Raw genomic sequence first — 13,262 nt, 5'->3', positions numbered from 1 at the left:
CTGGTTAATAGATTGCGGATTATTACTGGCGGCAAAAGCAAGAATTTTCATACTGCCTCCTTACGTGCTTTTTCCTGATTTAAGTTGCGCTCGGCCGGTATATCACTTAGATACTCAACAAACTCCACCTCAAATCCGGCCGGGTCAACAAAGTAGATGTTTTTACGGTAAGGCTCGTCAGTGCCAGGCTTGGCAATGGCGAAACCTGCGGTATTCAGTCTGGCGATAACGGCATTCAGGTTGTTAGTAACATAAGCAAAATGCGCCAGGCCAACACTATGCCCCGCCAGCTCGCGGTTTTGGCCTTCGCCGTGATCGCTTAGTGCTAAATAATGATAATCGTCACCAAAGTGCAGCCATTTGCGCGGCTTGCCATACCATTCGCCCCGCCCCTCATCACGAATACGCCAGTGTGGGAAAGCAGCACGGTAAAAATGCAGCATGGCATCAATATCAGCCACCACCAGGTTCACATGCTCCAGATACATAGTTATCTCCTAATCAGGTTATTTATTCTGCATAGTGCGGTTGAACAGTCGGAAAAACTGACACAAAAAGCTGTTGCAGCGCGGCTCTGAGTTGTCCGGTAAAGTGCTCATGTCTTATCTCCTTGCAATTAAACTGACAGCAGGTTAAAACCTTAACCTAAGTTAAGGTAAAGTGTTTTTTTGAAAAAAATGGCAGAAAAATGAAGGGGCTTGAGATGACAGAAGCAACATTGAGTGTCGGGCGTGTCGCCAAACGCTGTGGTGTTAAAGTAAGTACACTGCATTTTTACGAACAAAAGGGCCTGATTAAAAGCTGGCGTAATGATGGCAATCAACGCCGCTACAAACCGGAAGTACTGCGGCGTATTTCAGTAATTAAAGCGGCACAAAAAGTTGGTATTAGCCTGGAGGAAATAAAGCTGGCTTTTTTGTCTCTGCCCGATAACCGCACGCCTACTGTGGAAGATTGGCAGCTGTTATCAACCAACTGGCAGCAAATGCTGGATGCACGTATTGCCTACCTGCAAAAACTGCGCGATTACATGACAGGCTGTATTGGCTGTGGCTGCCTGAGCATGAGCAAATGCCCGCTGTATAACCCGGATGATGTTTTAGCTACGCAAGGCACCGGGCCGGTGATCCTGGAGCAAACAGAGTAACGCCTTGTGTCGCAAGACAGCTGACGCAGCCATGCAGCAGCATTAAGTGTACAACTGTTCACTGAAACAACTCTGAGGTAAGAAAAGTATAAAGTTTAACTTATTTATATTCAAAAACTTAATAGAACAATTATTAAACCTACCTAGAACAAACTGGCCAAACCAGATATTTTAGTGTACAACTGTGCGCTGAAATTAACTGGTATGTGATCCTGTAGTGAAACCATTTTTATCGCGCCTTTGGCGCAACTTTTGTTTAATGCTGGGCAATCAGAGTTCGTTAACCCTGTACTTTCTGCCACTGTTACAGTGCCTGGCACCGGGCTTTTTACCGGGCCAGTACCGTGCCCGTCTGCTGTACCGCCAATGGCAAACCGCAGATATGTTAAAGCTTAACTTTAGTGTATCCGGCCGCTGGCCTGGCTTTGTGCCGGGCCAGCATGTGGTGCTGACACTCAAACACAATGGCCGCTATATCAGCCGGCCTTTTAGTATTTGCTCGCCACTTAGCCTGTGGCAAAGCCAGCGCCAACTACAGCTGTGCTGCAAAATTAACCGCAATGGTGAATTTACGCCGCTATTAAACCAGCTAAAAAATGGCGCTGTAGTTAATATCAGTGAAGCGCAGGGTAATTTTGTCTGGCAGCAACCGGCTGCAGCCGTAGTATTTGTAGCGGCGGGCTCTGGTATTACACCTGTAGCAGCCATGCTGTTAAGCCAGCGTCACTGGATGGCGCCGGTAAGCTTATTTTACCGTTGCCGCGGGGCAGAAAACGCAGCCTTGTTAAGCGACCTGCAACAACTTGCCACACGCCAACCGCTATTTACCTTAACGTTATCTGACAGCCGTACCGAACCTGCTGAAACACTGCAACAACAGCTTATTGCTAACAGCAGCAACAAGCAGTTTTATCTGTGCGGCCCGGCGGCTTTTATGCAGCAGGTACGCACAGCGCTTACTAACAGCGGCGTGAATGCCAGGCAAATCCAGCAAGAGCAGTTTGGTTTGGTAATACCGGCACCGGCAGAGCACACCACAGATACCACGCAGTTAACCGCCAGCTTTATCCGCGCCGGTATCAGCACCCAGGTAACACTAAACCCACAACAAAGTTTATTGCAAAGTGCAGAGCAACAAGGCCTTAGGCCGCGTTTTGGCTGTCGTATGGGCGTATGTTTTCAGTGCGTGTGTGACAAAGTATCCGGCCAGGTACGCGATTTACGCAGCGGTGCACTCAGCGGCCACGGTACTGAACAAATTCAGCTGTGTGTAAGCCAGCCGGTAACCGAATTAGTGATTAAGCTATAACAGGACCTCTGATGAAACTAACCACCGAACAATTTACTACGCTGGCGCACGAGCTCGATAGCGTAAAACAGCAGGTGCAACAGCAACTGGGTGAGGCTGATGCACGCTATATCCGCCGTGTATTGCTAACGCAGCGTTTAAGCGCACTTAGCGGGCGTATTTTACTGGTGCTGGGTTTTATTACGCCCTGGCTGTGGCTGGCAGGTGTATTATTGTTAGCACTGGCAAAAATTCTCGATAATATGGAAATTGGCCACAATGTGCTGCATGGTCAATATGACTGGATGAATGATCCGGTGCTGCATTCAAGACGCTACGAGTGGGATATTGCCTGCGATGCCGGCTCCTGGCAACGTACACATAACTTTGAGCACCATACTTACACCAATATTATTGGTAAAGATCGCGACTTTGGTTACGGCCTGCTGCGTTTAAGCAACGATTTTCGCTGGCGACTGCGTAACTTATGGCAAGGCGGCACTTACCTGCTGCTAAGTATGTTGTTTCAGTGGGGGGTGTCGTATCACGAGTTAGCCGCGCAGCGGGTATTCTTTGGTAAAAAGAAGCTTGAGCGCCATTCACAAGTTAGCGATAGCGAGCTGAAAAAGGCCTTTTTTGGCAAGGGTGCGCGCCAACTGATTAAAGACTATGTATTTTTCCCGCTAATCGCCGGACCAATGTGGCTGTGGGTGCTAACGGGTAATTTGCTGGCTAATTTACTGCGCAATTTATGGACTTCAACAGTAATTTTTTGCGGCCACTTTACCAAAGAAGTGTATGTATTTAGTGCCGCAGAGTGTGAAACTGAAAGCCGTGGCCAGTGGTATTACCGCCAGATGCTGGGCTCGTCTAACTTTACCGGCCCCACCTGGCTGCATATTTTAACCGGCCATTTAAGCTGCCAGATAGAGCACCACCTGTTCCCCGATATTCCGGCGCGGCACTACCCGGCTATGGCAAAACAAGTGCAGGCCATCGCTGCTAAATACGGCATCCCTTATAATACCGGTAGCTTTGTGCGCCAGTACAGCACGGTATTTTTGCGCATTATGCGCTATTCACTACCGGGTGGTGAGAAAGCAGTAAAGGCATTGTAGAAAAAGCTACTGAACCGTTTCGTGCAGATACTTTGTCAGGTGTGCGCAGTACGTTTATCGGTTCTGTCCAGCGTGCGGATAATATCGCGCCAGCTTAAAATACCCTGCGGCCTGTTCTGGTTGTCTACCACAGGAATACAGGATACACCTTCGGTGTTAAACAGATGTATAGCATCCATTATTTTTGCCTGTGGCTGCAGGGTAACCGGCTTGCGCAGCATAACCTGGTGTACTTTTTTATTTAAGGTAGCCAGGTCGCGCGGTGTTTCTGCAGCTGTGCCAATATGCGGGCTTAAGGCTTTAAATAAATCACGGTCAGATAACACTCCCAGCAAAATGCCGTGCTCCACCACCAGCACATGATGAAATTTAACATGATCAAAAATATGCTTTACCACCGATAATGTATCGTCCGGCGATACGCTAACCGGCTTAATGCTCATTAGCTGGGCTACATTTAGCATTACACACCTTTGGCTAAGCCACTGTAATAATTAATTGTAAATGGCAAGACTATAGCGCTTTTCAGCGGCATTGCCAGCCCGCTACCTTCGGTGCTGCCACAACAAATACAGGCCGCTTAGCATAATAACTGCCGCACCGGCCAGAGTGGAAAACTGCGGATACAACTGCCACAGCAAGATATCAAAGCCTATGCCCCACAACAGCGCCGTATATTCAAAGGGCGCTATCAAGGCTGCCGGTGCTACTTTAAATGCCTGCGTAATGGCAATTTGGCCGCCAAAACCGGTAATACCAATAAGTACATAACTTAACCACAGCTCGCTGCGAAGTGGCTGCCAGTCTGGCAATGCCAAAACGCCGGCTCCGAGTGATAACAGTGTCATTAACCAAAACACCATATTACCGGTACCTTCTGTACGGCCCAGAATACGTACTGTTATCGCTGATACCGCATAACAAAACGCTGCCAGCAATGCCATTAAGGCACCAAAGCTAATCAGCTTATCGCCATCGGGCTGTAGCATAAACAACACGCTGATCAGGCCAATGGCAATGGCCACCCAGTGCCGTGGTGCCACATATTCTTTTAACCAGAATGCTGACATAGCAGTAATTAACAGCGGTGCGGTAAAGAAGATGGTATAGGCTTCAGCCAGCGCCAGGCTTTGCAGGCTAAACACAAAAGCCCACAGCATGGTAACGCCCAATACCGCCCGCAAAATATGCAGGCTCCAGCGCGTATTCAGCAGGGTTTTATGCCGGCCACTGCTAACAAGCCAAACTACCACCAAAGGCCAGGCCAAAGCCCCGCGCAAACAGGCAATTTGCATTGCACTGTAATACGGAGTTAACGACTTCATCGCGGCGTCCATAGCAGCAAATAACGCCACAGCCAGCAGCATACATAAAATCCCACGCAGCGGGTTATCGACGTTAGATAAAGACGAAGCAGACATAAAAAAGCACCGGGATTGACAGTACGCTATTGTACATCCGGGTTGTAGTTTCAGGCAGTGGCAAAACGCGTTTTTTCAAAAGGATCAGGCTTAACCACACACACTAAGGTTTCGGGTTAAACCAATCTCCTTTTGCTGCTCAAAAGCAACTTTACTTCCCAGTTCAGCGGCTTTTTTAAGCCAACTTAACCCTTCCATCTTGCTGTTTTGACAATACCGTATTTTACCAAGAAGTGCTGCTGCTTCTACATGCCCTTGTTTAGCCGCCAGTTCTAAAAAGGCAACTGCCAGCTCGCTGTTGCTTTGTAGTTTATTAAACACTTTGTATGACGCATCAGCATTTTGAAATTTAACAGACATAACCTTGAGGATTTCCAGAGCTTTATCTTCGTCAACTTCAACCTGAATACTGCCGGTGTAGTATCCCGTATTTGGATAGCGTTCATTAAAGTCATGTATATTATAGTGAAACTCTCCATTCTCGACGGCATACAACAAGTTGTCTGACTCATCGAATGACAATGCTTCAGGATTTGCCAATTGTGTATGATAAAGTCGCCTAATATCGCTTTGGGTAACAATTTTATCAGCTGCTACTGCAAGGTTATCTGCCCCTGCTATCTTTAACGACACAAGCTGTTTTGAAAACGCGATGGCTTGTTGTTTAAAATCTTCAGCTCTGAGGTGTTGTATCAGGGAAGAATAGATGGCTAATTCTTTTTCAACTGCAGGACGATGACCAAGTAAAGCCACTTTATGTCGCCAAAATCTGGCATCATTTTCATATTGAACAGTGCCAACAAATTGCTCTGCCTGCGTTCCAAGCCGATATGCTTCGTCAACAATTGACCACCAAAGAATTTGAAACTGTATATCACCTGCTTCTGCTTTAGCTTTTATCAAACTGGCTTCTTCTGTCGGTGAGTAATAGGCTCCGTACTTGTGGCCTGATGCCGGATCATTACCCGCCAACCAATTCCTAAGAGAGCCAGCTATACCCAAAGTACATTTTTCAGTAACAGATGCATAATTATTTTGTTCGATACTATTTAAACAAGCATTATCCGGCAGCAAAAAATATAAATATGCCTGAACAGGTAAGGAAAAAAGCACGAGTAAAGGCAGTGCAGCTTTTCTGACGCTTGATGCTTCTTTAAGCTGAAAAGGTTTAATTGAATGTTCGTTTATGGCAAGTAATTCGAGCTGTGTCAGAGACTTTTTACTGGTCACAAATGCCACTCCGAATGGTATCGGTGTAGCCAAAAACCACATAACCTTAGCCTGAAACAGAAGCCCCAAAGCGATGTATGTCAATCCGACGATCAGCATCACGGGAATTCGGGCAGCTGAGGAATATAAACGCCCTACATACCTGGCAAACAGCCCGGCGATTGCCGGAAACACAAAGCAGGCAACAATAAGGTTCATAATGAAATATTGTCCCATCAGAACCAGAAATAATGTTGCCGGTACTAATCCAATAACAGCTGCCAAAAGAGCCAATATTGGCTTTTCTTGCTGAACAAGCATGGTATAAGCTTGTTGCATTTCCTCTCTTTCATACCGCATGCTTGTTCCTGTTTTAACGCGACATTTAAAACCCGACGGCTACATTTGCTTGCTGCAGTTCGTTGGCTGATCGCTCTTTCGCCGCGATAATCGCCCGTTGCTGGAATTGATAGATCCGATTAACCAGTATTAATGTTACAACAGCCAGAGCAATAGTAATTATCTCGCCTGCCTGGCCAAGCAGGTTCAAATTCAGCAATTCCGGCAGCGGCATATTGTCCATTTTTCTCATCTGCCGGAATAAATACTGGCTAAAAAAATTATTTACTAACCAGCAAAACCACCATAAAGGTAGAATCAAAGAACTGCTTGTTAAAGAAACATTTTGGGGTGATTCACTAACCTGCCATATTTCGCTCATTGCCTGATATGGTTTCCACAAAGAAAACACGGGAATAAAAAACCAACCAACAGACCATCCCGGAGAAAACTCCATGGTTATGTTGGTCAGCTGCTTTGCATTGTAGCTAACCCGGTGTATCCATTTCAGAATAAGAAAGCCTGAAACAATAAAAACAACTAAATATAGGAGACCCACAACCCTCTGACGAGCGTCATTGGCTATAGCATCAGCAGTTGCTGCTTGCTCAGAACTGTAAAAACCCTGCTGAAAATTCTGTAATAGCTGATATTCGAGCCAGCCGGAAAACATGGCAATAATGGCTAAAACTATCTGCGCATATAAACAATACCTGACCCAACGGGTTAAAGCTGAGGCGTCTTTGACACCCGAATTTACAGTGTTCACAATATATCCTTAGCGGCAAGGTACTGACATCATTGAGTTTCAGTTAAATTCAATAAAATCAGCCGTCAATTTTGTCCGGGTTTATAATGACCTGAAACTGAAGTATCACGCTCACCAATCGAGCCTCACTTAGCGAGTTTTACCGGGGGCATGCTGAGCCAGTTGTCGTAATATTTTAACTGCCTTGCCTTAAAACATTCATCAATCTGCTCTTTTTCAGCATGTAAGGTTTTACACTGGGTATAGTCGGAATCAGCACCAGTTTCATACAACCTTTTGGCGAGGTGCATACTCATCATGGCGTTGTGGTTACATCTGTTATTAGCAGCCTGATCCTGCTTCAGCTCGTCAACTAATGCCGATATACAGCGCTGTTTAAGCTTATCCTGATGCTCTGCAGTAGATATAAATGGTTTACTACTGCATGCAACCAATGTTAAAGCGGTAGTTACAATAATGATTAGTCTCATATTTCTCTCAAAATAATTCATAGCCTGTTTTTAAGGGGAAACTGCTTAGGAAACATCCTTTTTATCAAAGGCGTTTGAAATATATCCAAGATACATAGCTAAGCGAATGCAACCACTGCCATCATGCACTTTTCATAAAAAAGTTTTTAGATCAGTGGCTTTGCGTCCTGCCCTTTCGGTACAGTTTGCCCTTTAATTGTCTTAGCCTGTGAAGAAGCACTTAACAAAGTGTGAACTCAAGCTGAACACTCTGAAGCTATACAAATAATTACAAATTGACAAGTTATTTTTAAAGACTCCAGTTACCGTATTACAAGGCAAAATGAAAATTGCATAAGTAACGGAATCACTGGCTGCGCCGCATATCCGGCAGCCATATTGCCAGCATGCCCAGCAGCGGTAACCAGGCACAAAGCTTAAAAATATAGGTGATGCTGGTGGCGTCGGCCACTATGCCAAGCACAGCAGCGGCAATGCCACTAAAGCCAAACATCATGCCGTAAAAAATGCCCGAGATCATACCAATGTTGCCAGGTACCAGTTCCTGCGCAAACACGATAATGGCAGAAAACGCCGACGACATAACCAGGCCTATCAGTACCGTTAACACAGCAGCGCCATACAGATTGCTGTAGGGTAACAGCAAGGTTAGCGGTGCTGCGCCCAGAATAGACACCCAGATCACCGGCTTGCGGCCGATTTTGTCACCTACCGGGCCACCAATTACGGTACCTACCGCCACTGCAGAGAGAAACAGAAACAAAAATAACTGTGAGTCAGCCACCGACACAGCAAACTTTTCAATCAGATAAAAGGTGTAAAAATTACTCAGACAGGTCATATATGCGTATTTTGACAACACCAGCAGGGCCAGCACCAGCAATGCCTGTTTGGTTTGCCGTGGCGATAAACCATTATCAGCAGCCACACTGCTGCGTTTATGTGCTGTGGCATGTGAGGCAATAACCCAGCAGCTCACACGCTGCAGCACCATTATGCCCACTATAGCGAACAAACAAAACCAGCCTATGCTGCCCTGCCCGCGTGGAATAATAATCAGTGCAGCCAGTAATGGCCCAAGGGCCGAACCGGCATTCCCCCCCACCTGAAACACCGCCTGCGCCAAACCATAGCGCCCGCCGGAAGCCATACGGGCCACTCTTGAAGCCTCAGGATGAAAAGTAGACGAGCCCAGACCAATCATGGCAGATGCCAGCAATAACATGCCAAAGCTGGTTACCAGGCTTAGCATAACCAGACCCAGTAGCGTAAATACCATACCGAGCGGTAATAACCAGGGCTTAGGATGCTTATCGGTATAAAAACCTACAGCGGGTTGTAATAATGACGCTGTAATTTGAAAAATCAGCGTGATCAGACCAATCTGGGCAAAACTAAGCAGATACTGCTGCTTCAGCATAGGATAAATTGCCGGCAGTACCGCCTGGATCAGATCGTTAAGCAGATGCACAAAGCTCACTGCTGCCACAACGGGAACGGCTAATACCGCAGGTACAACAGCACCAGACGCACCGGCCTTAGAAACGCTTGTCATAATTCTCCGGCAAGCGGTTAGCAAAAAAGGCGGCCAGTATATACCACAGCATCATTAGCGGAACATTGCCAAGCGCCAGGTTGCCGCCTGGCTGCGGTATTTACGACAGCAGTCAGCAAAGCTCCGTGCCGTTGTTTTTGTTTGTCATCTTAAAGCTGATATCCCGGCTGGGAATGCGGCCTTTTAAGGTAACTCAGTGCTAAAACGGTGCCGGGTATTGCTGTAAAAACAGTGCTATATCATCTAATACCGAAGCGGTTAACTGCAATTTAAATGCTGCTATATTCTGTTGCAGCTGAGCCATGCTGGTAGCGCCAATAATGGTAGAACTCACACCATCTATCTGGTTAACCCAGGCCAGTGCCAGCGCTGGTGCCGATATACTGTGGCTGTGTGCCAGTGCCGTAAACGCAGCAATAGCACTGTTTGACTGCGGCGTATCACGAAATAAGCCGTTGCGCTGCAACATACTCCAGCGTGTGCCGGACGGACGGGCACCATTAAGATACTTACCGCTTATTGCGCCACCGGCCAGTGGCGACCAGGGCAGATAGGCGATATTTTCGTGTACACACTGCTCAATCAAATAGGGCCAGTCTTTGGTATGCAACGGGCTAAATTCATTCTGTATAGATACCATGCGGGGTAAATTATGCTGCGTGCTTAACTGCAAATACTGGCTAATCCCCCAGGGCGTTTCGTTTGATAAACCACAAAAGCGGATTTTGCCCGCCTTGACACAGCTATCCAGTGCCTGTAGCAAACCCAGCATCTGCTCAGTGTGTTGCCCGCCGTTAACGGCAGAAAAACCAATGCGGCCAACCGCATGTTTACCGAAATGTGGCGACACCCGGTTAGGCCAGTGCAACTGATATAAATCTATATAGTCGGTTTGTAAACGCTGCAGTGATGCATCTACTGCTTGCAGTAAAGTAGCCGGTGTCATATCACTGCCACCGCGCACGTGTGCCAGGCCATTGCCTGCCATTTTACTTGCCAGCACAATATCATTGCGCTTACTGCGGTTACGGCTAAGCCAGTTGCCAATAATACGCTCAGTGCTGCCATAAGTGTCAGCCGAAGGAGGAATGGCATACATTTCAGCGGTATCAATAAAATTAACGCCCTGCGCCAGCGCGTAGTTAATCTGCTCGTCAGCATCGGTCTGGTTGTTCTGACAACCCCAGGTCATACTGCCTAAACACACCCGTGATATCTTAAGCTTGCTGCTACCCAAAACGGCATATTGCATAACGACCTCTTTATCTTTTGTTCACCGGCAGTGGTAACCTGAGCGGCACCTTAGCCCAATAGTAAAGTGCAGGCAACCTGGAGGTAAAAATTACCTGTTTGTTAACTAAAATAGGAAATTAATGCTGCTGGCAGTTAGGGCCTGGCGTTAACTGCCAGCTTTCCACACACGGCAAACATTAAAATAAAGCCATATTAATCAGCAAACTAGATGACACAACCCCGTCATTTTGGGCCTGTTTTTCAGGCTGGCCCATATACTGCACCTGCATTATTGTCCTGCTGCCTGGACACGTTCACCACCGGTTGACCAATACTGGTTACCGCTGAAGTTTTCACTCAATTAAGGAGAACCTAACTATGGCACAGTTAAACACACCAGAAATGAAGCATGTATCTGATATTATTCAGGTACTTAACAGCGGCATTGAGTTTTACGGCGATGCGAAAGAAAAAGTTAAAGATCAGCACCTGGCTCAGTTTTTTGATCGCATGCTAAATGCGCGCCGTATGGTAAAAGAACGCTTACAGCCATTTGCCGTGCAGGAAGATGGCAAGCGCGAAGAAGGTTCAGCCTTTTCAGTTGAAGCCCGCAAAGTGTATACCAAAGTTATTGGTGCTATGTCGTCTGACAAAGATCACACCTATATCAGCCAGCTGGAAGAAGTTGAAGATAAAACTCTCGAAGAAATCAGAGCTGCGCTGAAAGAAAATCAGCCTCCACAGTTTGAAGCAGCGCTATTGCAATCTATGGCAACCATGCAGGAATGTCATGATGAAATGCGTGCTTTGAAAAAGGCAACGCGTCATTAAAATGGTAATTTAACTGCCTTTATAAGCCCCGCCAGCGGTTAACGCCAGCGGGGCTTTGCTATCAGCTTACTGAATATTATGCTGCTGTAGCCACATTTCTAATAACGTAACCTGCCACAACTTTGAACCAAACCGGCCACTGAACTGTTCAGGCTTTGCCAACATGGTGTCAATGTAATCCATATTAAACAACCGGCGCCGGCGCGCTACCGGCTGGCTGAATATCTCTTTAGCCAGTTGCAGATATTCACCTTGCATTTTACGCAGCGCCGGCACCGGAAAATAACCTTTGGGCCGGTCAATAACATCAGCCGGAATAATTTCCCGGGCTACCTGTTTTAGCAAATATTTCCCACCGTCACGCAATTTCAGCCGGTGCGGCATTTGAAACGCCAGCTCGACTAATTCATGATCCAAAAACGGCACCCGTGCTTCCAGGCCAAATGCCATGGTCATGTTATCTACCCGTTTCAGCGGATCATCTACCAGCATAGCGGTGGTATCCAGAAGCAGCGCTTTATCTACCGGCAACTGCGCATCACAACCGGCAAAATACTGCTGAATATAGCTGAGTGAATAGTTACGCTGGCAATATTCAGGTGCCAGCACTTGTGTTAACTGCGTCTCGTCCCAGGAAAAATATGCATCGGCGTAGCACTGTGCCGCATTGCTGTCAGTGGCTTCTGTCATTGGCGGATACCAGTGATAACCGGCAAATACCTCATCAGCCCCCTGCCCACTTTGCACCACCTTAATGTGCTGGCTTACCGCTTGCGCCAGCAAATAAAAGCCAATTACATCATGGCTTACCATCGGCTCTGACATCGCCTCAATGCAGGGGCGCAAATAGTTAAGCAAGGTAGTATGCCTGGCGTAAATTTTATGGTGCCGGGTATCGTAGTGGCTGGCAATAATATCTGAGTACTTAAATTCATTGCCCTCTTCTTCTGCCACATTGTCAAAACCAATAGAAAAGGTATGCAACTGCTTTTGCCCCAACTCGCTAAGCATACCAACCAGTAACGACGAGTCCAGCCCTCCGGATAACAGCACCCCCACCGGTACATCGGCTTCCAGCCGGCGCCTGGCACTGTTAAATAAAGCCTCTTTCAATGCCTGTTGCCAATCCTGCTCACTACGCTGGTTATCGTCTGTTGTTGCATGCAATTGCCAGTAACGGCCCTGCTGTATATCCCCCCGCGCGCTAACTTTTAACCAATGCCCCGGCTGCAGCTTATGCACACCGCTAAACAAGGTATCAGTACCAACAATTGCCCGGAATGACATATATTGATGTACGCCCAACGGGTTAAGCTGGCGGGGTACTTCTGCGCATTTGAGCAACGATGGTAAGGTAGATGAAAACCAGAATCCGTTACCGTTATGGTGATAATACAAGGGTTTAATACCCAGCCTGTCGCGGGCAAAGAAGGTACTGTTGTTGTCGCGGTGCCAGATGGCAAAGACAAACATGCCATTAAAGCGCGCCATACAGTGCTCCTGCCACTGGGCATAGGCTTTTAAAATAACTTCGGTATCGCTGGTAGAAAAAAACTGATGCCCCAGTTGCTCCAACTCGTGGCGCAAGGCTTTATAGTTATAAATACAACCGTTAAATACTATGGTCAAGCCAAGCTGGGCATCATGCATTGGCTGTGCCCCGGCTGCGGTTAAATCAATAACGCTAAGCCGCTGGTGGCCAAAACAAACATTACCCTGCGCTGCCAGCCCCCTGCCGTCCGGCCCACGTACAGCCAACACATCTAACATTGCATCAACATAATGTGTTGATGCCTTACCCTGAAAACTTATTTCTCCTGCTATTCCACACATACTCACCCTCTGCATTTATTGCTTATGGCAGCAGGTTTTAACAAACCCG

General features: G+C 47.0%; 13 protein-coding genes and 1 riboswitch. Of the genes, 4 read left to right on the top strand and 9 right to left on the bottom strand.

Translation table 11 applies throughout. The features are described from left to right. Positions 1-47 precede the first annotated feature (47 nt). Positions 48-488, bottom strand: a complete 441-nt coding sequence (locus J3B89_RS13560; protein WP_215398135.1) for a VOC family protein — start codon at positions 486-488, stop codon at positions 48-50. 215 nt (positions 489-703) lie between these two features. On the opposite strand from J3B89_RS13560, the gene soxR reads away from it, so the two are divergent. The 3 genes from soxR (at position 704) to J3B89_RS13545 (ending at position 3,553) form a co-directional block, all read left to right on the top strand. Continuing rightward, entirely contained in the window at positions 704-1,147 is a 444-nt protein-coding gene (gene soxR, locus J3B89_RS13555) for a redox-sensitive transcriptional activator SoxR (protein ID WP_215398134.1), read from the top strand. Positions 1,148-1,406: 259 nt separating this feature from the next. Beyond that, positions 1,407-2,456 carry a flavin reductase family protein gene (locus J3B89_RS13550; protein ID WP_215398133.1) on the top strand — a complete coding sequence of 350 codons (1,050 nt, stop codon included), beginning with the start codon at positions 1,407-1,409 and terminating at the stop codon, positions 2,454-2,456. 11 nt (positions 2,457-2,467) lie between these two features. Then, a complete protein-coding gene (locus J3B89_RS13545; RefSeq protein WP_215398132.1) occupies positions 2,468-3,553 on the top strand; it encodes a fatty acid desaturase family protein in 1,086 nt (361 codons plus the stop codon). A gap of 35 nt (positions 3,554-3,588) precedes the next feature. Here J3B89_RS13545 and J3B89_RS13540 read toward each other — a convergent pair whose 3' ends face one another. The 7 genes from J3B89_RS13540 to J3B89_RS13510 form a co-directional block, all read right to left on the bottom strand. After that, on the bottom strand, positions 3,589-4,017 hold the full coding sequence (locus J3B89_RS13540) for a CBS domain-containing protein (RefSeq protein ID WP_215398131.1): 429 nt from the start codon (positions 4,015-4,017) through the stop codon (positions 3,589-3,591). 81 nt (positions 4,018-4,098) lie between these two features. Then, positions 4,099-4,974: a DMT family transporter gene (locus J3B89_RS13535; protein WP_215398130.1), complete on the bottom strand. Its 876-nt coding sequence runs from the start codon at positions 4,972-4,974 to the stop codon at positions 4,099-4,101. Between the two features lie 90 nt (positions 4,975-5,064). Then, complete coding sequence (locus tag J3B89_RS13530; RefSeq protein ID WP_215398129.1) at positions 5,065-6,543, bottom strand: SEL1-like repeat protein; 1,479 nt, start codon at positions 6,541-6,543, stop codon at positions 5,065-5,067. 25 nt (positions 6,544-6,568) lie between these two features. Then, entirely contained in the window at positions 6,569-7,291 is a 723-nt protein-coding gene (locus J3B89_RS13525) for a DUF4328 domain-containing protein (RefSeq protein ID WP_215398128.1), read from the bottom strand. Positions 7,292-7,416: 125 nt separating this feature from the next. Then, positions 7,417-7,782 carry a hypothetical protein gene (locus tag J3B89_RS13520; RefSeq protein ID WP_215398127.1) on the bottom strand — a complete coding sequence of 122 codons (366 nt, stop codon included), beginning with the start codon at positions 7,780-7,782 and terminating at the stop codon, positions 7,417-7,419. Positions 7,783-7,865: 83 nt separating this feature from the next. Beyond that, a riboswitch (cyclic di-GMP riboswitch) is annotated at positions 7,866-7,961 on the bottom strand. A 146-nt stretch (positions 7,962-8,107) separates the two neighbouring features. Next, on the bottom strand, positions 8,108-9,316 hold the full coding sequence (locus J3B89_RS13515) for an MFS transporter (protein ID WP_215398126.1): 1,209 nt from the start codon (positions 9,314-9,316) through the stop codon (positions 8,108-8,110). A 199-nt stretch (positions 9,317-9,515) separates the two neighbouring features. Then, complete coding sequence (locus tag J3B89_RS13510; RefSeq protein ID WP_215398125.1) at positions 9,516-10,568, bottom strand: aldo/keto reductase; 1,053 nt, start codon at positions 10,566-10,568, stop codon at positions 9,516-9,518. Between the two features lie 359 nt (positions 10,569-10,927). Between J3B89_RS13510 and J3B89_RS13505 the strand changes: the two genes are divergently transcribed. Then, on the top strand, positions 10,928-11,380 hold the full coding sequence (locus J3B89_RS13505) for a ferritin-like domain-containing protein (protein WP_215398124.1): 453 nt from the start codon (positions 10,928-10,930) through the stop codon (positions 11,378-11,380). Positions 11,381-11,446: 66 nt separating this feature from the next. Here J3B89_RS13505 and J3B89_RS13500 read toward each other — a convergent pair whose 3' ends face one another. Then, the gene (locus J3B89_RS13500; RefSeq protein WP_215398123.1) at positions 11,447-13,213 is read right to left on the bottom strand and encodes an N-acetylglutaminylglutamine amidotransferase; all 1,767 of its coding nucleotides are present in this window, start codon (positions 13,211-13,213) and stop codon (positions 11,447-11,449) included. Positions 13,214-13,262 lie beyond the last annotated feature (49 nt).

Origin of the sequence: Rheinheimera oceanensis (assembly GCF_018831085.1) — a bacterium.
In the GTDB taxonomy this organism is placed as follows: Bacteria; Pseudomonadota; Gammaproteobacteria; order Enterobacterales; family Alteromonadaceae; genus Alishewanella; species Alishewanella oceanensis.
The sequence above is the reverse complement of the archived record's forward strand: the minus strand, read 5'-3'. Positions and strand labels throughout refer to the sequence as shown.

Bases quoted from the DNA above. Each gene is read 5' to 3' on its own strand.
- soxR (WP_215398134.1), top strand. From the start codon at position 704: ATGACAGAAGCAACATTGAGTGTCGGGCGTGTCGCCAAACGCTGTGGT.
- J3B89_RS13530 (WP_215398129.1), bottom strand. From the start codon at position 6,543: ATGCGGTATGAAAGAGAGGAAATGCAACAAGCTTATACCATGCTTGTT.
- J3B89_RS13545 (WP_215398132.1), top strand. From the start codon at position 2,468: ATGAAACTAACCACCGAACAATTTACTACGCTGGCGCACGAGCTCGAT.
- J3B89_RS13550 (WP_215398133.1), top strand. From the start codon at position 1,407: ATGCTGGGCAATCAGAGTTCGTTAACCCTGTACTTTCTGCCACTGTTA.
- J3B89_RS13515 (WP_215398126.1), bottom strand. From the start codon at position 9,316: ATGACAAGCGTTTCTAAGGCCGGTGCGTCTGGTGCTGTTGTACCTGCG.
- J3B89_RS13510 (WP_215398125.1), bottom strand. From the start codon at position 10,568: ATGCAATATGCCGTTTTGGGTAGCAGCAAGCTTAAGATATCACGGGTG.
- J3B89_RS13560 (WP_215398135.1), bottom strand. From the start codon at position 488: ATGTATCTGGAGCATGTGAACCTGGTGGTGGCTGATATTGATGCCATG.
- J3B89_RS13520 (WP_215398127.1), bottom strand. From the start codon at position 7,782: ATGAATTATTTTGAGAGAAATATGAGACTAATCATTATTGTAACTACC.
- J3B89_RS13505 (WP_215398124.1), top strand. From the start codon at position 10,928: ATGGCACAGTTAAACACACCAGAAATGAAGCATGTATCTGATATTATT.
- J3B89_RS13500 (WP_215398123.1), bottom strand. From the start codon at position 13,213: ATGTGTGGAATAGCAGGAGAAATAAGTTTTCAGGGTAAGGCATCAACA.
- J3B89_RS13540 (WP_215398131.1), bottom strand. From the start codon at position 4,017: ATGCTAAATGTAGCCCAGCTAATGAGCATTAAGCCGGTTAGCGTATCG.
- J3B89_RS13535 (WP_215398130.1), bottom strand. From the start codon at position 4,974: ATGTCTGCTTCGTCTTTATCTAACGTCGATAACCCGCTGCGTGGGATT.